The 25,874-nt window shown below is 65.8% G+C and carries 21 protein-coding genes; 9 read left to right on the forward strand and 12 right to left on the reverse strand.

Annotation, left to right across the window (positions count from 1 at the left end; genetic code table 11):
- Positions 1 to 27 precede the first annotated feature (27 nt).
- Positions 28 to 1,824, reverse strand: coding sequence for an acyl-CoA dehydrogenase family protein (locus ABDB81_RS14195; RefSeq protein WP_346811718.1), 1,797 nt, complete (start codon positions 1,822 to 1,824; stop codon positions 28 to 30).
- A gap of 153 nt (positions 1,825 to 1,977) precedes the next feature.
- Between ABDB81_RS14195 and ABDB81_RS14200 the strand changes: the two genes are divergently transcribed.
- The 4 genes from ABDB81_RS14200 to ABDB81_RS14215 all read left to right on the forward strand — a co-directional run bounded on the left by ABDB81_RS14200 (position 1,978) and on the right by ABDB81_RS14215 (position 5,886).
- A complete protein-coding gene (locus tag ABDB81_RS14200) occupies positions 1,978 to 2,871 on the forward strand; it encodes a LysR substrate-binding domain-containing protein (protein WP_160474347.1) in 894 nt (297 codons plus the stop codon).
- A 410-nt stretch (positions 2,872 to 3,281) separates the two neighbouring features.
- Positions 3,282 to 3,584 carry a FeoA family protein gene (locus ABDB81_RS14205; protein ID WP_137928522.1) on the forward strand — a complete coding sequence of 101 codons (303 nt, stop codon included), beginning with the start codon at positions 3,282 to 3,284 and terminating at the stop codon, positions 3,582 to 3,584.
- 75 nt (positions 3,585 to 3,659) lie between these two features.
- Complete coding sequence (feoB, locus tag ABDB81_RS14210; protein WP_137928521.1) at positions 3,660 to 5,519, forward strand: ferrous iron transport protein B; 1,860 nt, start codon at positions 3,660 to 3,662, stop codon at positions 5,517 to 5,519.
- A gap of 40 nt (positions 5,520 to 5,559) precedes the next feature.
- The gene (locus tag ABDB81_RS14215) at positions 5,560 to 5,886 is read left to right on the forward strand and encodes a DUF6587 family protein (RefSeq protein WP_346811720.1); all 327 of its coding nucleotides are present in this window, start codon (positions 5,560 to 5,562) and stop codon (positions 5,884 to 5,886) included.
- Positions 5,887 to 6,148: 262 nt separating this feature from the next.
- Here ABDB81_RS14215 and ABDB81_RS14220 read toward each other — a convergent pair whose 3' ends face one another.
- The gene (locus ABDB81_RS14220; RefSeq protein ID WP_237380646.1) at positions 6,149 to 7,528 is read right to left on the reverse strand and encodes a hypothetical protein; all 1,380 of its coding nucleotides are present in this window, start codon (positions 7,526 to 7,528) and stop codon (positions 6,149 to 6,151) included.
- Between the two features lie 562 nt (positions 7,529 to 8,090).
- On the opposite strand from ABDB81_RS14220, the gene leuA reads away from it, so the two are divergent.
- Positions 8,091 to 9,776 carry a 2-isopropylmalate synthase gene (gene leuA / locus ABDB81_RS14225; RefSeq protein ID WP_202126950.1) on the forward strand — a complete coding sequence of 562 codons (1,686 nt, stop codon included), beginning with the start codon at positions 8,091 to 8,093 and terminating at the stop codon, positions 9,774 to 9,776.
- 434 nt (positions 9,777 to 10,210) lie between these two features.
- Positions 10,211 to 10,816, forward strand: coding sequence for an OmpW family outer membrane protein (locus ABDB81_RS14230; protein WP_137927573.1), 606 nt, complete (start codon positions 10,211 to 10,213; stop codon positions 10,814 to 10,816).
- Positions 10,817 to 10,952: 136 nt separating this feature from the next.
- Here the strand turns inward: ABDB81_RS14230 and ABDB81_RS14235 are convergent, their stop codons facing one another.
- Positions 10,953 to 12,443 (reverse strand): AMP nucleosidase, encoded by a 1,491-nt coding sequence (locus tag ABDB81_RS14235; protein ID WP_137927550.1) that lies wholly within the window; start codon positions 12,441 to 12,443, stop codon positions 10,953 to 10,955.
- 265 nt (positions 12,444 to 12,708) lie between these two features.
- Between ABDB81_RS14235 and ABDB81_RS14240 the strand changes: the two genes are divergently transcribed.
- Complete coding sequence (locus ABDB81_RS14240; RefSeq protein WP_137927574.1) at positions 12,709 to 13,095, forward strand: GNAT family N-acetyltransferase; 387 nt, start codon at positions 12,709 to 12,711, stop codon at positions 13,093 to 13,095.
- Positions 13,096 to 13,137: 42 nt separating this feature from the next.
- Here the strand turns inward: ABDB81_RS14240 and ABDB81_RS14245 are convergent, their stop codons facing one another.
- Positions 13,138 to 13,896: an NAD(P)-binding domain-containing protein gene (locus tag ABDB81_RS14245; protein WP_346811722.1), complete on the reverse strand. Its 759-nt coding sequence runs from the start codon at positions 13,894 to 13,896 to the stop codon at positions 13,138 to 13,140.
- Between the two features lie 161 nt (positions 13,897 to 14,057).
- Here ABDB81_RS14245 and ABDB81_RS14250 point away from each other — a divergent pair, with 161 nt between their 5' ends.
- The gene (locus ABDB81_RS14250) at positions 14,058 to 16,196 is read left to right on the forward strand and encodes a ParB/Srx family N-terminal domain-containing protein (RefSeq protein WP_346811724.1); all 2,139 of its coding nucleotides are present in this window, start codon (positions 14,058 to 14,060) and stop codon (positions 16,194 to 16,196) included.
- Between the two features lie 302 nt (positions 16,197 to 16,498).
- Here the strand turns inward: ABDB81_RS14250 and ABDB81_RS14255 are convergent, their stop codons facing one another.
- Genes ABDB81_RS14255 through ABDB81_RS14265 form a run of 3 tightly spaced genes read right to left on the reverse strand, consistent with a single transcriptional unit; the run spans position 16,499 to position 19,252 of the window.
- Positions 16,499 to 17,470 (reverse strand): tripartite tricarboxylate transporter substrate binding protein, encoded by a 972-nt coding sequence (locus tag ABDB81_RS14255; RefSeq protein ID WP_346811726.1) that lies wholly within the window; start codon positions 17,468 to 17,470, stop codon positions 16,499 to 16,501.
- Positions 17,471 to 17,520: 50 nt separating this feature from the next.
- Positions 17,521 to 17,877 (reverse strand): hypothetical protein, encoded by a 357-nt coding sequence (locus tag ABDB81_RS14260; RefSeq protein WP_160474351.1) that lies wholly within the window; start codon positions 17,875 to 17,877, stop codon positions 17,521 to 17,523.
- A 13-nt stretch (positions 17,878 to 17,890) separates the two neighbouring features.
- Positions 17,891 to 19,252 (reverse strand): acyclic terpene utilization AtuA family protein, encoded by a 1,362-nt coding sequence (locus ABDB81_RS14265; RefSeq protein WP_346811728.1) that lies wholly within the window; start codon positions 19,250 to 19,252, stop codon positions 17,891 to 17,893.
- Positions 19,253 to 19,369: 117 nt separating this feature from the next.
- Here ABDB81_RS14265 and ABDB81_RS14270 point away from each other — a divergent pair, with 117 nt between their 5' ends.
- A complete protein-coding gene (locus tag ABDB81_RS14270) occupies positions 19,370 to 20,332 on the forward strand; it encodes a LysR family transcriptional regulator (RefSeq protein WP_137927555.1) in 963 nt (320 codons plus the stop codon).
- Here the strand turns inward: ABDB81_RS14270 and ABDB81_RS14275 are convergent.
- The 5 genes from ABDB81_RS14275 to ABDB81_RS14295 form a co-directional block, all read right to left on the reverse strand.
- Positions 20,283 to 21,068 carry an SDR family oxidoreductase gene (locus ABDB81_RS14275; RefSeq protein ID WP_346811730.1) on the reverse strand — a complete coding sequence of 262 codons (786 nt, stop codon included), beginning with the start codon at positions 21,066 to 21,068 and terminating at the stop codon, positions 20,283 to 20,285. The two genes, ABDB81_RS14270 and ABDB81_RS14275, sit on opposite strands and share 50 nt — an antisense overlap.
- A gap of 47 nt (positions 21,069 to 21,115) precedes the next feature.
- Entirely contained in the window at positions 21,116 to 22,258 is a 1,143-nt protein-coding gene (locus ABDB81_RS14280) for an ABC transporter substrate-binding protein (RefSeq protein WP_346811732.1), read from the reverse strand.
- A gap of 239 nt (positions 22,259 to 22,497) precedes the next feature.
- Positions 22,498 to 23,010 (reverse strand): DUF1269 domain-containing protein, encoded by a 513-nt coding sequence (locus ABDB81_RS14285; RefSeq protein WP_137927558.1) that lies wholly within the window; start codon positions 23,008 to 23,010, stop codon positions 22,498 to 22,500.
- Between the two features lie 165 nt (positions 23,011 to 23,175).
- Positions 23,176 to 24,609 (reverse strand): acetate kinase, encoded by a 1,434-nt coding sequence (locus tag ABDB81_RS14290; protein ID WP_137927559.1) that lies wholly within the window; start codon positions 24,607 to 24,609, stop codon positions 23,176 to 23,178.
- Between the two features lie 71 nt (positions 24,610 to 24,680).
- Positions 24,681 to 25,871 (reverse strand): hypothetical protein, encoded by a 1,191-nt coding sequence (locus tag ABDB81_RS14295; protein WP_160474353.1) that lies wholly within the window; start codon positions 25,869 to 25,871, stop codon positions 24,681 to 24,683.
- Between the last annotated feature and the right edge of the window lie 3 nt (positions 25,872 to 25,874).

A 25,874-nucleotide genomic window follows, 5' to 3' on the forward strand; every position in this document is an offset into this window, starting at 1 on the left:
TAGTTATTGGGTATTGCGTGCGGAATGTCAGAACACGTTGATCTGGTCGACGCGCTCCGCTGCGCGCACCGCGCCATCGGCGGGCGGTGCCACGGTATCGGCCAGCCAGTCCGGTTCGATTCCACCGGCCAGTGGGTCTTGCGGCAATACGCGATGCACGAGCACCAGTTGCGCCAGCCGCATGCGGCGTGCCGAGCCGATACGTCCCGCTTCCCAAGCCATGGCCACGGCGCTGGTCACGTGATAGAGCGCCGACCCCGCCTGCCGCGCGAGCACGTCGCCATCGGCGCCCGCATCGGCTGCACGCGATGCCAGTGCGGCAGCATTGGCGATGGCGCGTTCGAATGTGGCGCGTGCTTCGGCATGAAGCGGGGTGTCCTTCAACAGCGTGGCCAGATGGGCCTGCAGCACGGGCAGCGAGCCTTCGCGGCGAATCGCGCGCAGCACGTCGAGTGCGACGATATTGCTCGTACCTTCCCAGATCGACCCGAGGTGCGCGTCACGCACGAGTCGCGGATCGCTCCATTCCTCGATATAGCCGCAGCCGCCGCGAATTTCCATCGCATCGCCGGTCACCTTGCGCGCATCTCGGCAAGCGCGGAACTTGATCAGCGGCGTCAGGATGCGCATCAGCGGATACGCATCGGCTTCGCCTGCATCGGCACGGCGCAATGCCTCGGCGGTCTGGAACACCATCGTGCGCGCCTGCTCGGTGGGCAGCGTGAGCTTGAGCAACTGGCGGCGCATCAGCGGCATGTCAGTAAGCCGCTTGCCGAACGCGCGACGCTCGCGAGCGATGAACTGGCCTTCGGTCAGCGCACGACGCATCAGCCCCGCCGCGCGCACACCGTTCGACAACCGCGAGTTGTTGATCATGTCGGCCATCTGCACAAAGCCCCGGCCCGGCTCGCCCACCAGATGTGCGTGTGCCCCTTCCAGACGGATTTCGCCGCTGGCCATCGATCGCGTGCCGAGCTTGTCCTTGAGACGGATGATGCGATAGTGGTTCGTACTGCCATCGGTCAACGTACGCGGCAGCAGGAACAGCGACACGCCCTTGATGCCATCGACGCTCGACCCATCGGCCTCTTCCATGCGCGCCAGCACCATGGCGAGTGCCGCGTCGGGATTCGAGCAGAACCACTTGTCGCCCACCAGTCGCCAGCCGCCTTCGGCCTGCGGATCGCGGATGGCGCGCGTGGCGGTGGCCGCAACATCGGAGCCGGCGCCCTGCTCGGTCATGAACATCGCGCCCTGATACAGATCGTCGAAGACCTGCGTGGTCAGGCTCGGCAGGAAGCGCTCAACGAGTTCAGGATCGCCGAACTTTCGCAGCGTGCGCGTCAGCGAATCGGTCATCGACAGCGGGCAGCACAGGCCGAACTCCGCCTGCACGAAGAGGTACGTCAGCGCGTACTTGGCTGCGGGCGGCATCGGCTTGTCCCAGCCCAGCACGCCGCCACGATGCGATGCCGCGGCCAGCCCGAACTCGGCAAACGCCACACGCTCCAGCTCGATATACGACGGATGCTTGTGGATCTGCTGCGCATCCATGCCGCTACGTGTGCGGTGAGAGAGGGTCGGCGGCGCGTGGTCCGCTTCGTTGGCCAGCGTGTCGAGCACGCCACCGGCCAGCGCACCCATGCGCTCCAGATGCGGCAGCAGGTGGTTGAACAGATCTGCGGGCAGGTAGAGCGGCAGCAGCGCGCGCAGGTCAGGGTCGGCGGTGAACAGGCTGGCGCCGTGGCGATCCGGTACGGGGTGCGCCGCTTCGGGGACAGCGAGAACGGCGGCAGGGGCGACGGCAGGGGCGGCGCTGGTCATGAATATCGTCTCCGGAAGGTCCCTGCCCTGCAGAACGCGTTCGACGAATGCTTTCTAACGCAGCGGGCGGGATGGTTTGGGACCATTATTCGATCGGCAACGATTCGCGTCCAATTCTAAAATTGGCTTGATCCATACAAAATTCATATCGCCATGGAATTCCGCCACCTCCGCTATTTCCTCGTGCTGGCCGAGGAACTGCACTTCGGACGCGCCGCCCGGCGGCTATCGATCTCCCAGCCGCCGCTGTCGCTGAACATCCAGCAACTGGAGGCGTCGGTGGGCGCCCGGCTATTCGAGCGCGACAGCCGGGGCGTGCGGCTCACGGCGGCGGGGCGGGCATTTCGGGAATCGGCGTCGGCCTTGCTTGCGCAGGCGGAGTCGGCCCGGCTACTGGCACGCGAGATCGAGGCGGGGGCGGTGGGCAGGCTACGCATCGGCTTTGTGGGGTCGATGCTGTATCGCGGGCTTCCGCAGTGGCTCCAGGATTTCCAGGCGCGCTACCCCGGCATCCACGTGGCGCTGACGGAACTCAACTCGCAGGAGCAGATCGACGCGCTGCTGCATGGCGAACTCGACGCGGGCTTCGTCCACACCAGCCGTGTACCCGACGAACTGGCTGCCACACTGGCCCATACCGAGCCGTTTGTCTGCTGCATGCCGGCCGATCATCCGCTGGCCGCGCAGGATACCGTGGCGTTCGCGGAGCTGCGGGGCGAACCGTTCGTGCTGTTCTCGCGCAAGGCGTCGCCTGACTACTACACCCGCATTTTCGACATGTGTGCCGCGCACGGCTTCTCTCCGCGCATCCGGCACGAGGTGCGGCACTGGCTCTCGGTGGTCTCCCTCGTCTCGCAGGGCATGGGCGTGGCATTGGTCCCGGCTGCAATGGAACGCTCGGGCATGGCCGGGGCGGCATTCCGGCCCCTGCGTGAGGCCACGGTGCCGTCTGAAGTCTTTTGTGTGTGGAAAAAGACACCTGACCACCCTGCGCGCGATCATTTCGTCGCCACGATCCAGGTGGCCGCCGGGCATCCCGGGCACTAGAATGGCCAGCCAAAGAAAAAAGCCACCGGCCCAAAGGCCAGTGGCTGTGAAGTACGCGTGGAACGGGGTGTTCAGCGTGCTGGTAGCTTATTCCGGCCGGTACGGCGGACCAATACCACAAATGTGGTATTCGGAAGGATCGCGGGCCGGAGCGTGCCGATTAGTGCATCGGACGATGGGAATCCACCCGTTTGGATGTTTCTTGTTCCATTCATCCTGCCACCACCGTTCGAACATGAAATTTCTGTCATCTGCGCGCAAGGGATGGCTTACGAACGGCTTTCGGCGCGGAAATCGTACGGATGCTATACAATCGAGAACGATTTTTATTTACCTGCGCAACAGGATTCCCCTGTTTTTTCCTCTGCGTGCGGCGGTCACTTCCGCCCCCTCTGGACTGGAACCCCACAATGCGGTTGTCTGAATTGCCCCGGCGAACTGTCGCCACAGTGAAATCGGTGGATGACACCACCCCGAACGATCCCGTGGCGCGACGTCTGCGCGATCTGGGATTCGTACCGGGCGAAACCGTGCAGATCATCGCCTTCGGTCCTTTCGGCAAGGACCCGATGGTGGCCCAGGTGGGCTACACCCGGTTTGCCCTGCGCCGTATCGAAGCCGCGCGCATTACGGTGGAAGTGGCCAGCGCCTCGGTCTCCAGCATCGCCCCTGCCAGCCAGGAAGCTTCCGACGCGGCCCAGCGCATCGCCTGACCGCCCGAACGCCCGAAACGCCAGACCGTCCGATCACCTGCACAGCCCGTCCGCCGCCAGGATCTCTCGCCCATCATGTCAGCAGCTCCGAATTCGTCCGCCCTGCGCATTGCGCTGGTCGGCAACCCCAATTGCGGCAAGACCGCACTGTTCAACCGCCTGACCGGTAGCCGCCAGAAGGTAGCCAACTACGCTGGCGTCACGGTGGAGCGCAAGGAAGGCTTCTTCACGTCGCCGGCCGGCCGCACCGTCCGCATCCTTGACCTGCCGGGCGCCTACAGCTTGCATTCCGCCAGCCTCGACGAAGCCATCACCCGTGAGGTCTGCATGGGCCAGCGGGCCGACGAGCCGCGTCCGGACCTGCTGGTCTCGGTGGTGGATGCCACCAACCTGCGCCTGCACCTGCGGTTCGTGCTCGAACTGCGCCGCCTGGGCCTGCCCATGGTGGTGGTGCTCAACATGAGCGACTCCGCCGCACGCCGTGGCATCCTGATCGACCGCGAAGCGCTGTCTCAGGCGCTGGGCGTGCCTGTGGTGCAGACCGTCGCGGTCAAACGCGACGGCGCCGCCGCGCTGGTGGGGCTGTTCGACGAAACGCTGCCGCCGGCCCTGCCCGCCCAACCTCTCGATAGCGTGTCCGAACTCGACACCCACGCCGAGGTGAAGCGCCTGCTGGACGCCGCCGTGACGATGCCCGCGCGCACCGCACGCATCGACGATGCGGTGGACCGTGTGGTCCTGCATCCCGTGTTCGGCCTCGTCATCCTGGCCGTGCTGCTGTTCTTCATGTTCCAGGCCGTGTTCTCGTGGGCCGAGCCGATGATGGACGGTATCGAGGGCGGTGTGCACTGGCTGGGCGAAGTCGTGGGCGCGATGATGCCCGACGGCATGCTCAAGAGCCTGCTCGTGGACGGCATGATCGCGGGCCTGGGCAGCGTGATCGTGTTCCTGCCGCAGATTCTGATCCTCTTCCTGTTCATCCTCACGCTGGAAGAGTCGGGCTACCTGCCGCGCGCCGCGTTCCTGCTGGACCGCCTGATGATGGGAGCCGGCCTGTCGGGCCGCTCGTTCATTCCGCTACTGTCAAGCTTCGCCTGCGCGATCCCCGGCATCATGGCCACGCGCACGATCCAGGACCCGCGCGACCGCCTGACCACGATCCTCGTTGCGCCGCTGATGACCTGCTCGGCGCGGCTGCCGGTGTACGCGCTGCTGATCGGCGCCTTCATTCCGGAACGCACCGTGGCCGGCCTGTTCAACCTGCAGGGTCTGGTCCTGTTCGCCCTGTACGTGGCCGGTATCGTCAGCGCGCTGGTGGTGGCCTACGTGCTCAAGTGGTTCCGCCGCGACCGCACCGACCATCCGCTGCTGATGGAGCTGCCGTCGTACCGCGTGCCGAATCCGCGCGATATCGCCATCGGCCTGTGGGAGCGCGCCCGGATCTTCCTGTCGCGCGTGGGCAAGGTGATCCTGACGCTGACGGTTCTGCTGTGGTTCCTGGCCACGTTCCCGTCGCCGCCGGACGGCGCCACCCAGCCTGCGATCGACTACAGCTTCGCCGGCATGATCGGCCGTGCGCTGGAGTATGTGTTCGCGCCGATCGGCTTCAACTGGCAGATCTGTATTGCACTGGTGCCGGGACTGGCTGCACGCGAAGTGGCAGTTGGCGCGCTGGCGACGGTATATGCGCTGTCAGGTAGCGACGAGGTCGTGTCCGTTCAACTGGCCCCGATGATCGCCGCGCAATGGTCGCTGGCCACGGCGCTGTCGCTGCTGGCGTGGTACGTATTCGCCCCGCAATGCATCTCCACGCTGGCCGTGATCAAGCGCGAGACCAACTCCTGGAAGGTGATGGCCGTCTCGGCCGCCTATCTGACCGGACTGGCCTACTTTGCCTCGTTCGTCACGTACCGCGTGGCGCTGGCATTCAGCTAGATCGACGGAAACTGGCAACACGCAACCGGGTCAAACGGCCATGACGCTCTATCACGCCTTTGAAACCATCGTGGTCCCCCTGATCGTGCTGGCCTGTGCCGTGCATGTGGCGGGCCGATACATGCCCCGCACGCGCGAGCGCACCAAGGCCAGCCTGGCGGCCACGCTAGGCGGCGCCTCGGCCCCCGGCTGGCGCGGCTGGCTGGCCCGCCGGCTCTCTCCCACCCAGGCGGCGGGCTGTGCCTCGGGATGCGAGACGAACAGCGGGTGCGGCACCTGCGGGTCGAATACATCAGGCGGCGCGGGTTCATCGGACAGCGGTAAGGCCAGTGACGAACAGGTCATACGATTTGTGCGAAAGACCTGATCCGATATCCAAACGGAAAACAAGAACGGCGACCTCGGGGTCGCCGTTTTGGTTTGGATCGCCGAGAAAATCCGGCACGCAGAAACGGGTACGCTTTTTATCGCGTTGGGTTTCTCCCCTCTCCCGCTTGCGGGAGAGGGGCGGGGGTGAGGGCAGGCGGTGAAATTGCCATCTGGTCGGCAAGCAGACCCTCCGACCCTCACCCCCAACCCCTCTCCCACGGTGTGGGAGAGGGGAGCCAGACTAGGAGGGCAGAACCCAACTACTGCGCAGTCCCCGGAATCATCAGCGAGACCGGCGTGTCGGTGCCGGCCGTGCAGGTGGCCTTGAGCATGAACGGTCCCGAGCCAGTCGGCACGATGTTGCGCGAGTTGTCCGTCAATGCCGGCGTCAGCGTAACCGGGCCGCTCACCACGCTCCAGGCCCAGGTGCCATTGCAGTTCATGATGCCGTTGTCGATGCCACGCTCCATGACGTGTGCCGCCACCGGGATGCCGCCGCCCGGCACCACCAGGGGGTTCGGGCCGTCATAGACCAGTGCCCACTTCGGGGTCTCGGTGACCAGCAGCGAGGCGCGTGGCTTGGCGGACAGCGTCAGGCTGCTAGCCATTTCCGAGAGCACACTCTGCAGCGGCAGCGACCCGTTCGGCCGGCTCGTGGTCACCGTGGTGACGTGCGTGGTGCCGTTGATCAGCGCTGCCAGCGAGGGCGAGGTGGTGGTGATGGTCCACAGGCCGGTGAAGTCCGCCGTGGAATCCGTATTGTCGTTGCGCACCACCTGCGAGTTGTACTGCTGCGGATAGCCGTTGAGCACGTTCAGCGCGTTGATCTGCTGGCCGTACTGCGACAGCACCAGCCGGTACGTCTGCACGGTGGTCTTGAACACCGACACCAGGAAAGCGCCGGTCAGCGTGTTGCCATCGGGCGTGGTCACCTGGACGCTGACCACCGATTGCGCCGCATTGTCGCTACTGTTCACGCCGGTCAACGTACCGACGTTGGCCGCGCCTGTTACCGTCACCGCTGCCGTGCTGCTGCGCCACGTCCAGCCGATGCCGGCCGACGAGCGATCCGCGCCGTCGCTGTCGATCAGCGAGGCCGTCACCGGCAGCACCTGGCCGTTGGTCATCGACAACACCGGATACGGCAGTGCCAGGCTGTAGGTTTTCACGCCCGGTGCCACGACGGTGATCGTCGCCGTGGTGAGCGGCAACGTCGTGGTAGCGCCGCCAGCGCCCGTCACGGTAGCCACCACATTGATCGACGCGGTGCCCGTGGCAATGCCCGTCACCAGGACGCTGCCTGGCACCGTGCCATTGGCCACGGCCGCCACAGCGCCGTTCGAGCTCGACCAGACAAAGCTCGTGGAACCTGTCACGTCGTTGCCGAGGTCGTCGACCACCGACGCCGCCAGCGTGATCGAATTGCCCACGCTAACCTGGCCCGAGGTCTGGTTCATCACCAGCGTGTAGGACTTGGCAACCGGCGTGGTGGTACCACCACCGCCGCCACCGCTGCCACCCGTGTCCGTCGGCGCGGCGGCACCGCTGCCCGATCCGCCGCCCCCACCTCCGCCGCAAGCTGCCAACATCATTGCCGTTGCCATGCAGGCGAGCCAGCTCGTCCACGTGCGTGTACGCATGATTTGTCCCCTTCGTCGTTATCGGTCCCGTTCCACCTGATAATCAATCTAGGCGCGATGGTCCGCGCGATGTACCGGCCAGAGGACTGAGCGGCAGCGTACAAAACGGGGGGAAATCATCCGTTCGGGGTAAGCCGAACGTTCGTGCGTGAGAACCCGATGTGGGCGACTGCGAGCCTGTTCGACACTGCTGGCGAGCTGGCCGAGGAATGCACCCCCGTTGACGGCACTACGGGTTTTGCACTACTCTGCGTCAGTCGTCTGCCACACGCGGACGTCGATTTCCTCAGCCCCCGCTTTCTGCCCGAATGCACGCAATCGCCCTCAACCTCCGCCACGCCGCCGATGCCCTGCGCATCGATGTCGCCGTGCGCGCGCGCGTTGCCGGCCTGCTGGGCGCTTCCTCGCTACTGCTAGACCTACCGATCGGTTGCCGGGCCTAGAGCCCGTGGCAAGCTCGGCAGCCCTCAGCCTCTTTTTCCGTCTTTCCGTTTGACTTGAGACGTCCGCACGACGGTCCGTCTCGTCCCCACTTCCTTAGCGAGGGAGAACACTCATGCCCATGTTGCGCAACCCCAGCACCAAATACCGTCCCGCCACCGTTGTCGATTTGCCTGACCGCACCTGGCCGTCGCGCCAGATCACGCGTGCACCGCGCTGGATGAGCACCGACCTGCGCGATGGCAACCAGGCACTGATCGAGCCGATGAACGGCGAGCGCAAGCTCCGCTTCTTCGAGCAACTGGTCAAGGTTGGCATCAAGGAAATCGAAGTCGCGTTCCCGTCCGCATCGCAGACAGATTTTGACTTCGTGCGCATGCTGATCGAGGAGAATCGCATTCCGGACGACGTCACCATCGTCGTACTCACGCAGGCCCGCGAAGACCTGATCCGCCGCACCGTGGAATCGGTGCGCGGCGCCAAACGCGCTACCGTCCATCTGTACAACCCCATCGCACCGGCCTGGCGCCGCATCGTCTTCAATGCCTCGCGCGAGGAGATCAAGGAGGTGGCCGTGGCCGGCACCCGCCTGATCCGCGAACTGACCGATGCGATGCCCGGCACTGCATGGTCGTACGAATACTCCCCGGAGACCTTCAGCCTCGCAGAACTCGATTTCTCGCTGGAAGTTTCCGATGCGGTCTCGGCAGTGTGGCAACCCGACGCCACGCGTCCGATGATCCTGAACCTGCCGACCACGGTGGAATGCAGCACGCCCAATATCTTTGCGGACCAGATCGAATGGATGCACCGCAAGCTTGCGCGCCGCGAACACATCGTGCTGTCGGTTCATCCACACAATGACCGTGGCACCGCCGTCGCTGCGGCAGAACTGGCCGTGATGGCTGGCGCGGACCGCGTGGAAGGCTGCCTCTTCGGCAACGGCGAGCGCACCGGCAACGTGGATCTCGTCACGCTGGGGCTGAACCTCTACACGCAGGGCGTGGATCCCGAACTGGATTTTTCCGATATCGACGAAGTCAGGCAGTGCGTGGAGCATTGCAACCAGCTGCCCGTGCATCCGCGTCATCCGTATGTTGGCGACCTCGTCTTTACGGCATTCTCCGGCTCGCACCAGGACGCCATCCGCAAGGGCTTTGCGCAGCAGAAGCCCGACGCGATCTGGGAAGTGCCCTACCTCCCTATCGACCCGGCCGATCTGGGCCGCAGCTACGACGCGGTGATCCGCGTGAACAGCCAGTCGGGCAAGGGCGGCATGGCGTATCTGCTGGAACAGGTGCATGGCATCTTCATGCCGCGCCGGCTGCAGATCGAGTTCAGCCGCGCGGTGCAGGTCATGACCGACGAGACGGGCCTGGAGGCCAGCGCCGAGGATCTCTACGCGCTGTTCCGCCGCGAATACCTCGATGTGGATGCGCCGATTCGCCACGTCTCGCATCGCATGGTATCGAACGGCGACAGCGTGGAGATCGAGATGGAGCTGGTACGCGACGGCCAGCCCGTACGCGTGCGCGGCGCGGGCAACGGCCCGATCGATGCGGCCGTGGATGCCTTCTCGCGCGGCCTGGGCATCGCGGTGCGCGTGATGGACTATCACGAGCACGCCATGACCACCGGCGCCAACGCCAATGCGGCCTGCTATGTGGAAGTACGCGTGGGCGATTCGCCGACGGGGTTCGGCGCAGGCGTGGATACCAGCATCGTCACGGCATCGCTGAAGGCGGTGATCTCCGGCGTCAACCGACACCTCGCTGCGCGTGACGGCGGGCAGGCGAAGGCCGCCTGACGGGGCGCAGTCTCTCTGCAGACCAGGAATCGGACTCGGAAGAATCCGATAACGTCATGAGAAAAACGGTGTGCCCTGCCCCCACAGGGCACACCAGCAAAGACGTCCTTGCGGACGCCCACGACATGCGCGGTGCACAAACCACGTGCGCACAGCGTACGGGTGGGCGTCGGCGGACGCCACGAATAAAACCGCATGTAAATAGAAGCATCGGGGCACAAGCGCAAGCCCCTGACGATTGAATGAGCGGGCGGTGTCGCGTGTTGGCGACGCATACGCGCCCCGGACCTATCGGCTGCACACCAATTGTTTTGGGTCAAAGTCCGACGGATTGGCAGCGGACACACTGGTCGCACTTTTTCGATGTTAAGTGCCCAGACCCCATGACTACTATCACCACTCCCCGCCGCAAGACTGTCGCTTCCTCGATCTGCATGGCGCTCGCTGCCGCCACCATCGGCACGCTGTCCGCACCCGCCTTTGCCGCCGATGAAGGCCAGAGCAACTGGATGGTCCGCCTGCGCGGCACCTACCTGGACATGTCGAACAAGTCGGACCCGGTCGGCGGCGTGGGCGCCTCGGACCGCATCCACGTCAACAACAAGTGGATTCCGGAAGTCGACATCACGTACTTCATCGTGCCGCACATCGCCGCCGAACTTGTGCTGACGTACCCGCAGAAGCAGAACGTGAGCCTCGATGGCGCGAAGATCGGCACGTTCAAGCATCTGCCGCCGAGCCTGCTGCTGCAATATCACTTCCTGCCGAACGGCACGTTCCGTCCGTACGTCGGTGCCGGCGTCAACGTGACCCGCATCTACGGTGCGGACCTGGCAGGTGGCACGCTGGGCCTCGACCGCTGGAGCGTGGGTCCTGCGCTGCAGATCGGCATGGACTACAAGATCAACAAGAACTGGTTCCTGAACGTGGACGCCAAGAAGGTCTGGATCTCCAGCAACGTCTACTCTGGCTCGACCAAGGTCTCGACCGTCAACCTCGATCCGTGGCTGTTCAGCGCGGGCGTCGGCTACCGCTTCTGATTCTCCTCGCTTGTACCTTTGCAGCACCTGGAAGGGTTGTCTATCCGGCGCCCTCTCCGCCTCCCTGCGCGCGGCAATCCCGCGCGCTTTTTTATTTCTGGGGAGGCGGTAAAGAAAGGCGGAGTTGCGCGATCCTTTAGCGGAACGCCGGTTCGTCGAAGCTGCGCAGTTTGCGCGAATGGAGTTGCTCCACGCCGTTCTCGCGCAGGATGCGGATCGCTTCCAGGCCGATGGTCATATGCTGACTGACCCGCTGCCGATAGAAGGCGTTGGCCATGCCGCGCAGTTTCAGCTCGCCGTGCAGCGGCTTGTCCGAAACACACAGCAACGTGCCGTACGGCACCCGCAGGCGGAAGCCATTGGCCGCCACCGCCGCGCTTTCCATATCGATGGCGATGGCCCGTGACTGGTTGAACCGGGCATAGAGCGCCTTCGATTTCAGTTCCCAGTTGCGGTCGTCGGTCGATACCACGGTGCCGGTCCGCATACGCGTCTTCATTTCCGTGCCCGACAAACCCGTCACGCGTGCCACCGCTTCCTGTAGCGCTACCTGGATTTCGGCAATCGGCGGCACTGGGACCCATGGCGGCAGGTCGTGGTCGAGCACATGATCGTCGCGCACGTAGGCGTGGGCCAGCACGTAGTCGCCAAGCTGCTGCGAGCGTCGCAACCCGCCGCAGTGGCCCACCATCAACCAGCAGTGGGGACGCAGGACCGCGAGATGATCCGTCATGGTCTTGGCGTTAGACGGACCCACTCCGATATTCACGAGCGTCACGCCCAGCCCATCTTCGCGCACCAGATGGTAAGCGGGCATCTGCGGCAGGGCACGTGGGCGCGTGGCTTCCTCGGGCTCCGCGGCACCCAGTTCCTGCACGATATCGCCGGGCTCGACGAACCGCACGTAGCCATCGCCACCGCCGTCGGCCATCAGGCCCCGGCCCAGTGCGACGAACTCGTCGACGTAGCGCTGGTAGTTCGTGAACAGCACGAAACGCTGGAAGTGTTGCGGCGCCGTACCCGTGTAGTGGTACAGCCGCTGCAGCGCCAGATCCACGCGCTCGGCGGAGAACAGTGACAGCGGCCAGGCCTCGCCCGGCGTAGGCTCGTACGTGCCGTTGGCAATCGAATCGTCGATGCGGCTCAGCTCGGGCAGCACGAAGGATGCCTCCAGCTCGCGCGCCTGGGTGTAGCTGATGTCCGTGGTCGAGGCCTCGATCACGAACGGCAGCGGGATGGGCTGCCGGGATAGCCCCACCACCACCGGCACGCGGTGATAGCGCATCAGGCGCTCGATCTGGTCTCGGTAGTAGTCGCACAGCAGGTCGGGACGCGTCACCGTGGTGCCATAGACGCCGGGGTACGCCACCGTACCCCAGGAAGGCCGGCTGTCGGTGACCATCGTTTCCAGATTGACCGAGATGCCGAGGTAGGGATAGCAGGCGTGCGCGGCGGACGGCAGCGGCTTGCCGTGGGCGAAGGCATCGAAGCGTGCCCGCACCGCCGCCACGGAACTGTCGTAGATCTCGCGAATGCGTGCCAACGCGCTGTCGGCATCGTTGAACTCGGCCAGCTGATCGGCCGGATGGGCGGAAGAGAAGATCGGGGCATTCATGGCAGCCATCATACCGCCAGCTTCCGACGCCTGTCAGGTGTCTCGCGTGCGCGTCCGAACCGTGCGCGCCGCCGCATTCGGTGGATAAAGAGCGGCCAAAAGGCGGACAAAGTTGTTTGACGCCGCCGCATCCGCTTCGCTACACTCTGTCGCCAAATTGCGCGGCACTGGCACGACGTGCCCCGTGCGTCAATGGCTGGCGCGCATCCATGCCCTACTTTCGTCGGGGTCGGATGGCGAAATGCCGGTAGCCGGTATCACGCAGGAGGAATCGTCGATGGAAGTTCGTAACCCGTTGCCCGAGGAAATCGAGGCCGCCAGACAGCTGCTGGTTGCCAACGGTTGGGAACAGGTCAACAACCCCGAACGGTTCGCGCAACTGATCGCCAACTCCCAGCGGGTGGCGGTGGCCGTGGAGAACAGCGAGGTCATCGGCTTTGCCCGCGCGCTCTGCGACGATATCTCGAACGGCTATATTTCGATGGTCGCCGTGGCGCCCCAGCACCGTCGCCGTGGCATCGGCCGCGCGCTGCTGCGTCATGTCATGGGCAACGATCCCGACATCACCTGGGTGCTACGCGCCGCACGCTCCTCCGAAGCCGCGTTCTTCGGCCAGCTCGGTTTCACGCCGTCCATGGTGGCCATGGAGTGGCGCCGCCGTTAGGCCGCTTTCCCTCCTTCACAACGTTCCCTGAGCACACCGCCCCTACTCGGCCATCGCGCGCCGGAAGTCCTCGGCCGTACCCATCTGGCGGAACAGCTTGCCACCGGGCGCGAAGCGGTCCGCCGAAGACAGCCCACCCACGACGACGGGATCGAATCCAGCCTCGCGCACCAGCGCCGACGCCACCATGAGCGCCTCGGCATCGTTGCCGGCCAGCGGCACGGCCATCAGCGGTGGCTTGCGATGGCTTTCCCGCGCGAATTCGCCCGCGCCGGTGAAATTGAACACCCGCACCACGCGCGCGCCGCGCAGGTATCTGGACGTGGTAGCCCCGATCCCGTTGGCCTTGACCTCCTCCACCACCGCGCCATCCCGTCCGCTGATGGCATTGGTGGCATCGAGCACGATCTTGCCGCGCCATTCGTTCTGCTGCCCAACCTCGGGCACCGCGCCGTAGGGGACGGCCAGTAACAGCACCTCTGCAAACGCCACGGCCTGCGCCACAGTGCCGGCCTGCGCGAGGGGTCCGAGGCTGTCAGTCAGCGGCTTCAGGGTTTCCGGGTGGCGCGACGAGAACATCACCGGGTGCCCGGCCTTGACCCAGAGCCCGCCGATGGTGCCACCAATCTTGCCGGAGCCGATCACGCCGATCCTCGATTTGCCCTTGTCCTTGTCTCGGGTCTTGCCCGATCCCGACTGGGCCACCGCATGCGTGGCGGGTAACGCCAGCAGCAGGCTCCAGCCGCCCGCGATCAACACCCTGCGACGGCTCGTCTTCCGCCCGTGAGGTATCTGCGCCATGAGGTCTCTCCGAGAGGTCCGATCCTGTCACTCTAGGCCATCACGGCATGCGGAGCGATCAGGTTGTCACGGAACCGTCATCCCCCGTGCCTAGACTGGCGCGCGGCAACGTGCCGCGTACGACGCACGCTTGCCCAGACGACAACAACACAGGAAAGATCATGGGAAGCAGGTCGAGGAACACGGGACACCAAGCGGGACACCAAGCGGGACACCACGCGGGACGCCACGCACCATCGGCTATCGCCACGGTCACGATGCTGGCGCTGGCCGCCACACTGGCCGCTTGCGGCGGTAGCGATGACAACGGCAGCACCGGTAGCAACAACGGCACGGGCAACAACGGCGGCACCGGCACCACGCCGGCAGCCGTGCAGCCGCTGTCGGGTGGCTCGCTCTACGTGGGCGCGGTGAGCTTCGGCGACACGGTCTCCGTGGCCCTGGACCAGCCCGCCGCCGGCCAGTTGACGCTGCGCTTCCTCGATTCGCGCTTCGGACTGGCCGGTACACTGGTGGGTCAGTACACGGTCGAGGGCAACATGTATCGCGTCTCGAAGCTGGCTGCGGTCGGCAGCGACGTTCCCGCCGCGCTGGCCGCCGCCGCTGCATCCATCACATTCAGCTTCACGCTTGACGATGGCCTGCTGTCCGGCGCGCTGGGCCAGGTGCCCAACGTCCTGGCCGGCAACGGTGCACTGTTGCAGGGTTATGTCTCCGCCGCGAACCGTGGCGCGCAACTGGCCGATGTGGTCGGTACCTACAGCTATCTTCGCCAGGCTGGCGACACTGCCACGGCTGGCCAGCTTGCCATCGATGCGAGCGGCGCCGTGCGTGTCTGCGCGGGGCAAGGCTACGCCGCAACCTGCGCCGGTGGTCAGGTCGGGCAATTGAGTGCCGACGCCGACCAGACCCGCTATCCGGGCGCCTACACGCTGACGCTGGCCGGCAGCAAGGTGGGCCGCGTATTCGTGGGCCGTCAGCAAGGCAACGTGGCTCTGTTCGTCGATGAAACCGGCGCCAGCACCAGCGCTGCCACGGGTAACTGGGTGGTGCGTCCCGCCACCGCGCTTGCGGCCCACGGTGTGGATGGCGACTGGCTCTGCTCGGAACCCGAACTCGACGACGCCAATGTGGCTACCGGCCGCACGCGTCGCAACATCGTTTCCGTGGCCGGCAACACGCTGGCTGCCGACAACATCCCCGTCGATGTCGCCCTGTCGTACAACAGCGTGGGCGGCGCAACGGCCAATGGCCTGCTGTCGGGCAACTGGCAGGAAACGGTGGGCAGCCAGTCGCAAGGCGGCTCGCTAACGTGGCTGCCGGTCAGCCGCAACCTGGCCTACCAGTTGCGCCAGGTGCCGGGTAGCAGCCGCCAGCTTCCGGCCGTCTGCGCGCCGCTGGCCGCGCCGGCGCCGATTGCCACGTACCTGCAGGCCACCGCCGGGCAGAACATCCTCGTCACCATGGCCGACCTGCGCCCGACGCAGCCGGCCATCGGGCGCGACCAGATTTATTACAAGCTGGGTCGCTATGCGGCAGAGCCGTTGAAGAACTTCGACGATGCCTGCGAGAACAACGGCCAGAACAAGACGGCCAAGAACGGCACCACGGCCGCGTCGCGCATCGACGATCTCAGCACGTTCACCTGCACCAAGGCCGTGGGCGAAAAGCCCGAGGACATGAAGACGCTGGTGGTGGGTCCGTTTGGCGAGCCGTACCTGACCGATGGCCACCACGCCTTCAGCACGGTCACCGAGGCGCCCACGGGTGGCCCGCAGGCCAAGATGTGGGTCCGCGTGCAGGACAACCTGTCCGGTCTGAATCGCGCCCAGTTCTTCCGCACGCTGCGCGAGCGCAAGCTGGTCTGGCTCAAGGATGGCGAGAACCGCCCGGTCTACCCGGCCGATCTGCCGCGCGGCGTGGGCCTCAACAACGGACTTGGCAACGACCCGTACCGCTCGCTGGTCTACTTCACGCGCGACATCGGCTACGCGCCGCCCACGGGCGCCACGGAGTACACCGAGTTCTACTGGGGAGACTGGCTGCGGACCAAGGTGGATCTGAAGCAGGTCAACCTGGACGACACCGCGGCCTATCTCGCCGCTGTGCGCACGGCGTCGGAAGCGATGGTGGCACTGGCACCGGAAGCGATTGTCAGCGGCGACAAGACGGCTTCGACGCTAGGCCGCCTATCGGCATTCGGCGAAGCCGAGTTCACCAAGCTGTCGCAGCCGGTGGGATCGACATCGCCGGGCAAGCTGCCGTATGCGGTGGATTACCGGTTGAAGTTGAAGCAGTAAGCGGAGAGGCTACCCCGACCGCTTGTTTGCTCCCCTCTCCCACGCAGTGGGAGAGGGGCGGGGGGTGAGGGCCAGCGTTTCACGTGCTAACCATGCATTGGATTAGCGACGGCGGGGGGGGCCCCCCCCCCCCCCCCCCGGGGGGGGCGGGGGGGGGGGGGGGCGGCCCCGCGTTTCACGTGCTAACCATGCATGGGATTAGCGACGGCTTGCCCTCACCCCCAACCCCTCTCCCGCAAGCGGGAGAGGGGAGAAAACCACGGGCAAGCAGATGATCCGCGTACCCGTTTCTGCGTACCCCATCACTCCGGCTGAATCCCTGCCGACTTGATGATCTTTCCCCATTTCTCCGATTCCTGCGACTGGAACTTGGCCAGTTCAGCAGGGGTGTTCGTGAAGACTTCAGTGCCCGTGGTCTTGTAGAACTGCGACGCCGTTTCGCTCTTCGCGGCCTTCACCAGTACCTGGTTCAGCTTGGTCACCACGGCGGGCGGCGTGCCGGCCGGGGCGTAGGCCGCGAACCAGTAGCTCATCTCGTAGCCCTTCACGCCGGCTTCGTCGATTGTCGGTACATCCGGCGCCAGCGGCGAGCGGGCCTTGCCTGAGACACCCAGCGCGCGCAGCTTGCCCGTCTTCACCTGCGGCAGGCCGGTGGCCGTGTCCGTGATCATCATCTGGATCTGATTGCCGAGCAGGTCGGTGATGGCCAGCGGGTTGCTCTTGTATGGCACGTGCAGCAATTGCACATGCGCCATCTGCTGGAACAGCTCGCCGGCGATGCGCGATGAGGAGCTGCCGCTGCCGAAGCTCAGCTTGCCCGGCTCCTTCTTGGCCAGCGCGATGAACTCGCCAACGGTCTTGGCCGGCACCTGCGGATTGACCACCATGATCTGGCCGCCGCGTCCCAGCGCGGTCAGCGGCGCGTAGTCCTTCACCGGGTCGTACGGCAGCTTCTTGAACAGGTGTTCGTTGGCCGCATGCGTGGTGTTGGTGGTGATCAGCACTGTGTAGCCATCGGGCGCAGCCTTGGCCACGTCGCTGGCGGCAATGAAACCGTTTGCGCCGGGCTTGTTGTCCACCACGACCGTGACCTTGCTGTCCACCGTCATGGCCTGGCCGATGGCGCGAGCCAACTGGTCGGTGGCACTGCCTGCGGCGAACGGCACCACAAAGCGCACCGGCTTGTCGGGAAATTCTGCCCATGCGCTCCCTGCGGGCAATGCCAGGCACATGGCCCAGGCGGCAATGGCCAGCGGCCTGCGGAATCCGTACATCGTTGTCTCCTCTATCTCTATTCGTTTTGACATGGGGAACGGCTCGGCAATCATGAGGCGCCGCCGGCGAGCCGCGGCGGCAAGGGGATCGGCAAACCCAGCAGCAGGAACGCGAGTGCCTTGCCGTGGGTGTCGAGATTCAATGCGTCGTTGACACCGCCATCGAGCACGCCGTCGATGACGAAGTTCATCGCCTGGATCGACGGCACCACGTAGCGCTTCACGGCACGCGGCTGCCGGGCGGCGAACAGGGCACGCACGGCATCTTCGGTGACATGGGCGACGAGGTGATCGAAGTCGCGCGCATCGTAGGCAATGACGCTGATGTTCGAGCGGTCGCCCTTGTCGCCCGTGCGGCCATGGGCGAATTGGTAGAGCGGCGCGGAAGTGTCTGGGGTGGCGGTCATGGCAGGACTCCGGTCAGGCGACGAACGCGTGGGTGGCAGTCACCGCGTCGCGCGGCACCAGGCACGACGTGGCATTCAGGCGGGCACGCAGCCCGGTGCGCACACCGCCGCCGCCAGCCGGGCCGCAGGTGTAGAGCGCATTGACCTCGCGCAGCAGTGCCTGCGCCACGGCCTTGTCTTCGTGTGCGAGTGCCACGCGCATGCGCACGTCGCGCGCATCGGCTTCATGCGGTTGCGGCGCGGAGATCATCGCGCCGCTATCGTCGGCGAAGACGCTCAGCACGCCGATCAGGTCGCAACGGATCGGCACGTCGTGCCCGAGTCCCTGCATGCGTTTGCGAACGATGTCCGCCGCGAGTCGCGCACGCGCTGCGGCATTCGGTCCCGCATACGAGATCTCGCCTTCGGCAAACCATCCGCCCTGATGGAACAGGTTGGCCTTGAGTTCGGCCGGGCGCGCATGGCCCCGGATATTGCGCACGGCCACGCGATCGGTGCCGATCTGCTCCACCGTCACCGCGCCGATATCGGCCACAACGTCGGGCGTGAGGTAGGCGCTGGGATCATGCACCTCGTAGAGCAGTTGTTCCTTCACGGTGCGCAGGTCCACGCATCCACCGGTGTTCGCCGCCTTGAATATCTCGATGCCGCCGTCGGCGTCGATCTGCGCGATCGGGAAACCCACGGCATGCACATCGGGCACGTCCTTCATGCCGGGGTCCGCGAAGTAGCCGCCGCTGACCTGCGCGCCGCATTCGAGCAGATGGCCCGCCATCGTGGCGGCGGCAAGCCGGTTCCAGTCGTCCCAGGCCCAATCGAAATGGGCCATCGCCGGGCCCACGGCCAGCGCGGGGTCGGCCACGCGGCCGCAAACCACCACCTGGGCGCCCTCGCGCAACGCATCGGCAATCGCCCTGGCACCGATATAGGCGTTGGCGCAGACGAAACGCGTTTCCGGAAACGACTCGCCTACGATGCTGCGCAACATGGCGCGGCCCGCATCGTGCGAGAGATCGTCGCCCTCCACCACAGCCACGCGCGGTGCGGGCAGGCCGAGTTCGGCCGCCAGCGCCAATACGCGCCGCGCCGCCGCGCGCGGGTTGGCTGCGCCGAAGTTGCCAATGATCGGAATGCCGTGCGTGAGGCAAAGGCCCAGCACCGGCGTCAGCAGCAGGTCCAGCAGCGGCTCGTAGCCGTGTTCGGGGTTGTCGCGGCGGGCCAGTTGCGCCAGCGCCAGCGTGCGCTCCGCCAGGGTTTCGAAAATCAGTGCGCCGGGGCCGCCTGCGGCGATCAGCGTGCGCACCACGGGCAGGGCGGCGTCGGTACGGTCACCGGAGAAGCCGGCTCCGGATCCGATCAGCAAGGGGGCAGTCATGGGCGTTCGCAGGGTTTCCTATGGGCAGCGATCTCATTCTAGGTGTGCCCGTTGCCCTCGACAAACGGATGATTTGGATTAATCTATCGATCTTGTCGATGAATACACGCACCCGTCATGCTGGCAAACCTCTCGGTCAAGCATTTGCGCGCCTTCATGGCGCTGGTCACCCATCGCAACTTCACGCGCGCCGCGCAGGCGTGCCATCTGTCCCAGTCCGCGTTCAGCACGCTGATCCAGACGCTGGAGGAGCAGGCTGGCAGTCGCCTGTTCGAGCGCACCACGCGTCATGTGGATCTCAGTGCCGACGGTTATCGTTTCGAGGAAGTGGCGCGGCGCCTGCTGGCGGATTTCGAGAGTGCATTCGAAGACCTGCGCGACCATGCCGAGCGCCGCAAGGGCCGCGTGTCGATTGCCGCGCTGCCCTCGCTGGCCGGTGGCGACCTGCCGCCGCTGCTGGCCGACTTCCATCGCCGCTATCCCGGCATCTCGCTGGCGCTGCACGATCAACTGGCCGATGGCTGCATCGACATGGTCCGGCGCGGGCAAGCCGATTTTGCGCTGGCGCCCGCGCCAGCCCAGGACACCGACCTGCGCATCGAATCGCTCGTCCATGACAGCTTTCATCTGGTCTGCCCGGCCGATCACCCGCTGGCCGCCAAGCGGCGTATTGCACCCCAGGCGCTCGCTGGCCTGCCATTCATCCAGCTCTCGCGCACAAGCAGCGTGCGCCAGCATCTGGATGCGGCGCTGCATCCGCTCCGGCTCAATGGTGTGATGGAAGTGGAGCACCTGGCCACGGTGGCGGCGCTAGTGGAAGCAGGGCTGGGCGTGTCGGTGGTGCCTGCGCTGGCGCTGTTCCAGTTCCGGCGCGAGGGGCTGGCCGTCCGGCCGATGCAGATGCCCACGCTGGAGCGCGACATCTGCCTGGTTCGGCTCCGGGAGCGCAGCGATTCGGCCGCCGCCGCCGCGATGATCGAATGCCTGCGTGCGCACTACGGCACCAGCACGCCGGCGGCGAAGAAATCGCTCAGAAATGTCCGAGGTAGCCGCCGTCCACGGCCAGTACCTGGCCCGTGACATACGAGGCTGCCGGCGAGGCGAGGAACACCACGGCGCCGGCCACTTCCTCCGGCTGGCCCCAGCGGCCCAGCGAGGTGCGGTTGCGCAGCCATTCGGAGACCGTGTCGTCCTCCACCATCTTCCGGTTCGGCTCGGTGGCGAAGTATCCCGGCGCGACGCCGTTGACCGTGATGCCCTGCCGCCCCAGGTCCGCCGACATGGCGCGCGTCAGCGCATCGAGACCGCCCTTGGTGGCGGGATAGAGCACATCGTTGGCGCGCGCCACCTGCCCCGCAATCGAGCTGACGTTGACGATGCGGCCATAACCCTGCGATGCCATCATCCGTGCCGCATGGCGGCACAGTGTGTACGGCGCAACGAGATTGGTGTCGAGCATCGCGCGCAGGTCGTCGGCGTCGAGATGGGCCATGCCGTTGCGGTTGCGTGCGCCCGCATTGTTCACGAGGATATCGAGCCGGCCGTGCGTGGCGGCGATCTGGTCGAACGCCGCCGACGCCGCTGCTTCGTCCGTGATGTCGAGTACGAGCGCTTCGGCGCTGGCGCCACGCGCCTGTAGCTGTGCCACGGCATCGGCCACGCGCTGTGTATTGCGCGCGCACACCAGCACGTGTGCACCGGCATCGGCCAGGCCCGTGGCAATCGCCAGGCCAAGGCCCTGCGCGCCGCCCGTGACCAGTGCCACGCGGCCGGCGAGCGAGAAAGGATGTGTGGAGATGGGGGCGGAGATCGGCATGGCGGCCACTATACCGCAGCCTCCTCCCGCCCTTGGCAATGCAGGGACTAGCGGATCAGCTTGCCCGTCGACGAGACGATCGACATCTCGACGAACGACGAACCCGTATGCCGCGTGGCGCTGTAGCTGATGAGGATGCCGCCGAGGTCGAAGTCGCGCAGCCCTTCCAGCGCGTTGACGAGCTTCTCGCGTGTGGGTTCCGGCCCGGCGCGGCGCAGGCCCTCCACCAGCACCTTGGCCGACATGAACCCTTCCATGCCCGCATTGCTGAGGTCCGCGTTCTGCGCCTTGGCCATGCTTCGATATTCGCTGGCCACGCTCATCTGGCTGGAGTTCATGCCCGGCACCACCTGAGTGATGATCAGGCCCTTGCCGTCCTCACCAAGATCCTTGATGAACGAATCCGCCGCGTTGTTCGACAGCGTCACGAACTGCGCCTGGCTGCCCGCCTTCTTCATCTCGCGAATGATCTTCGCGGCTTCCGACCCCGAGCCGATCACCATCACCGCCTGCGGATTGGCCTTGTTGATACTCGCCACGCCCTGGGCAATATCGCCCATCGGCCGATTGAACGATGCCGTGCCCACTGGCTGCACGCCGCGCGCCTGCAGCGCGGTGTTATAGCCTTCGAAAACGTCCTGGCCGAAGCCGTCGTTGGCGTAGAAGATGCCGATCCGGCTCATGCCGGACGTGGCCAGGTGGTTGATCGCGCGGGCCACCTCATCCTGGTATTTCGCGCGCACGTTGAACACGTAGCGATTGACCGGGCGATGCAGCGTGATGGCGCCGGTCAGCGGCGCGATCAGCGGCACCTTTTCGGCGGCGATGATCGGCAGGATGCTTTCGTTCTGCGGCGTGCCGCGCACCATGAACAGTGCGAACACCTTGTCTTCGCCGATCAGCTTGCGCACGTTGTCCGGCGTGCGCTTGGCGTCGAAGCCATCGTCATAGGTCAGCAGCTCGATGCGACGCCCGCCTACGCCGCCATTTGCATTGATCGCGTTGAGATAGATCTGGGCACCGGCGATCTGCTCCTTCACGGACCCCGCGACGGGGCCGCTCACGCCAGCCGACTGGCCGATGCGGATCGTGGACTTGGTGATGCCGGGTTCGGCCTGCGCCGCCATGGGCGCGGCGAATCCCAGCGTGGCGGCAAGCATGCCGCACGCGAATTTTCCTGCATAACGCATTGTGACCCCTCCTGAAGCGCTGGCTTTTTATGATCGACTGCAGCTGCTACGCCGCGCTTTCAGCGCGCACTCTGACGGTGCGCCGCACGGCGGCTCAGGGAAGGTAACTCAAGCGCGTTATTTGTTCAAACGAATGGACAGTCCGGGCACGACTGGCCCGGCCGGGTGTTGTAGCCACAGGACAGCGCCCCCGGGGATAACCCGGGGTTGCGGTCCGTCTTCATCAGTGTGGTGCAGGCTCAGGGGAATGCCGGTACTGCAGGGTCCAGCCCTGCGAAGCGGGCTTCCGGGTGCGTGGCTTCGAGCAGCGTTTCGATTTCCTCCACGCGGCCACGCGGCACATCCACCATCAGCAGCAGCTTGCCCGCCTCGATGTCTTTCTCGAAGACGCGCAACCGGCTGTTGGGAGCGGAACTGCCGATCATGCTCGATGCCCAGGCGCCAAACACCGCGCCCAGCACCGCGAGCACGCCAACGAGGCCCCACTGCGGCGTGTCGCTGACGATCGGGAACATGGCCACCACCACGCCTGCCACGATGCCGACGCCCCCGCCCACCATGAGGCCCATCTCGGCGGCGTGAACGATATCGGAAGTCTGGAACAGGTTCGCCTCGTGCAGCCCGGTCATGTCGGCACCGTCACGGCCCACGAAGTGGATGTGGCGGTTCTCGATGCGGGCCAGCAGCAGGTCGTCCATGGTGCGGCGGGCGCTTGCCAGGTCGGGCAACAACCAGAAGATCCGTTTGCGCATGACTTGCCTCCTCTGTCAGGCCGCCCCGGAACATGGGTATCCGTCAGGGACGGTTTCGTTCGTTCTACTCTCTCCACGCACACAGTGCAAGGCACCGAACGGATCCCTCCGAGGTGACGCGCGCATGAAGGATTCCGCACGTCACCTCGCACTGCATCACGCGGGTCAGAATGTGATCGGCAGGCGCACGGTCACAGTCAGGTCAGGGGTGTCGCGCGTCAGACCGGCTCCCACCGACAGGTTCAGCGTGTACTTGTTGTTGAAGCGGTACGAATAGCCCACCAGCAGCGTGCCCTGCGTGATCCGCACCGAACCCGGCACGGTCTGCCCGTTCTGCTTCGTCGGCCAGATGATGCTCTGGTCGTAGCCGATACTGAACGAGGCATGCTCGTTCAGGGACAGGCCCATGCCGAAGTTGAACTGGAAGATATCTCCCGGCGAGATCTTGCCGAGGAACTCCTTCTCGCCGTTGAGCACTGTGCGACTGATGTTGTCACGCGCAAAGTTGTGCAGGTAGCTGAACGTGCCGAAGAACACCGCCGGGTCGGTCGGCAGCAGCCACGTCACGCCCGGCTGGATCGCCTGGAAGCCAGTACCCGTTGGCATGCCCAGCGGCAGCCCGGTGCCCGTGGTGTTGCTGACGCAGCGCGTCACGCAGTCCGTCACCACTTCGAACGGATCGCGGCCCGTGTTGGATTTGTAGCGCAGCCAGCCGATGAAGAACGGCAGCTTCTCGTTGCCGTAGTTGAGCTGGTAGCGCAGCGTGGCTTCCACATCGCCCAGCCCGCTGCCGCTGGAATTGAACACGTTGTCCACCGCCGTGCCCGTGAACACTTCGCGGCTGACGGTATCGCTGCTGCTGTGCACGTACGGCACCTTGGCTTCGATTTCGAGCCGCTTGGTAATCCCGTAGCGGAAGGCCATCGCGCCGATGTACGTGGAGGTTTTCACCTGCCGCACATCGACCAGGCCGATGAGGACGGCCGGGATCACCGTGTAGCCCACCAGCGCCACGCGGTCGCTCGACGAATAACCGTACTGGAAGCTGGGTTCGACGATGATCTTGCCGGCTGGCGTCAGCACGCCAGGCTGATCAAAGATCGGTGCGATTTCCGGCGGACGCGTCTCGCGCTCGGGCGGACGCCCAACGGGCTCTTCCGCGCCCGCTGCCTCGCCCGGCTGTGCGGCCTGGCCTTCCACCATGCCCTCGGGCGGCGCTGCACTGGGCGCCTGCTGCGCCTGCACGCCCTGCTGCGCGGTGTTGTTGATCTGCGTGGCGCTTGCCGCCGCACCGGCTGCCGCCGCGTTGGTGGCGGCATTGCCGCCCGTCACGCCAGTGCCCTGCATGCCGCGCTTGCGCGCCAGGGTCTCGTTATCGACGGTATGGCTCAATGCGCGGATCGTGGCCTCCTGGTCGGCCAGCGCACGCTTCATGGCTTCCAGTTGCCTGGCCTGTTCGGCAAGCTCCTTCTGCAGCATCTCCAGTTGGCCGGACGCAGGGGGCCCCGCATCCGGAATGTTCTGTGCCTGGGCCATCCCGCCCAGCAACAGCATCGAGCATCCGGCATAGCGGATGCCCTGTAGTGAACGCTTCTTCATGACGTCTTCCTCCCCCGGGACGGCGGGCTTTACTTCAGGGCCCGCACCTGTTCGTTCTTGGCTACACGCGACTACCTCATTGCTGCGGACCTTTGGATCACGCTGTTCAGCGCGGTGTTGGCAAGCTGCGTGCGGAATGCCGCGAGCGTGTTCACACTGGCGTTGAGCGTCATCAGGCTCTGGATGTTCTGGTTGTTGAGATTATTCTGGATCACGGTGCCCGGCATGTTCGCTGCCGCACCCAGGTTTGCGATGTTTCCGGCACCGTTCTGTATGACGGTCATCAACCCGTTGGTGGCTACCGTGCCCGCATTGGCGATGGCCGTCTGCGCCATGCCTGCCGCACCCGCTGCCGCTGCCGCCGCGCCGGTCGATGCCGTGCTGGCTGCCGTGGCTGCGGCACCCGCCGCGCCCTGCGCCGTAGCCGCTGCGCCGTTGGCCGCGGCTGTCGCGGCCTGGGCTGCCTGTGCCGCTGCCCCTTGCGCCGCCGCCGCTGCGGCCTGTGCGGCCGCCACCGCAGCATTGGCCGCGTTGTTCGCCGCGCTCACGGCCACCGTCACCTGCCCCAGTGCCTGTTGCAACTGCGAAGCCTGCGCCGCCGTCATGGCGCGCACGTCGGGAATCGTGATGCTGGTGGACACCGCCAGCGCGCCGTTGACGAAGACCGCGCGGTCGATGCCGAAGCCGATCTGCAGGCCGCCTGCATCAAACCCGCCACGAGACTCCTCAAGCCGCGCCTGCGCCACCGGCTTCCACTTGGCCATGCCCTTGCGTGCCTCGGACACCGGCGCCTCCGCGTCACGCGTGGCCAGCGTCATGGCGCGGCGCATCGCATCGTCGGAGGGTTGATGTCGGGCCACGGTGGCCTTGTTCACCGGAACGACCAGCGCAGGCGCTTCGGCAACGGTTTGTTCTGCTGCGGCATCGGCTGCCGAAATCCCGGTGTTGGCCACAGCGGCGATCGCGTCTTCCTCGTGCCTTGCCAGCGCGGCCACGGCAGTCGCCACGGCCGTGGCCGCGACAGGTGCCTCGCCCAGCGGCGGCAGTTCGAGCGATACCGGCATCGCTACGAGTTCCACCACGGATGGGACCGCCAGACTGGCACTGCCGACGGCGTCGGCAGCAAGCATGTCGGTTTCCGCATACGCATGGCCGGTACACACCAGGCCCGCCCCCAGCAGCACGGCTGCCGTGGCCGGACCCGCCACGCGCCGGGGCGTTCCCGGCGCGCGTGGTGCGGTTGAATCGGTTGTCTGAACCATGCT

The organism is Cupriavidus sp. DL-D2 (assembly GCF_039710735.1).
Taxonomy (GTDB): Bacteria; Pseudomonadota; Gammaproteobacteria; order Burkholderiales; family Burkholderiaceae; genus Cupriavidus.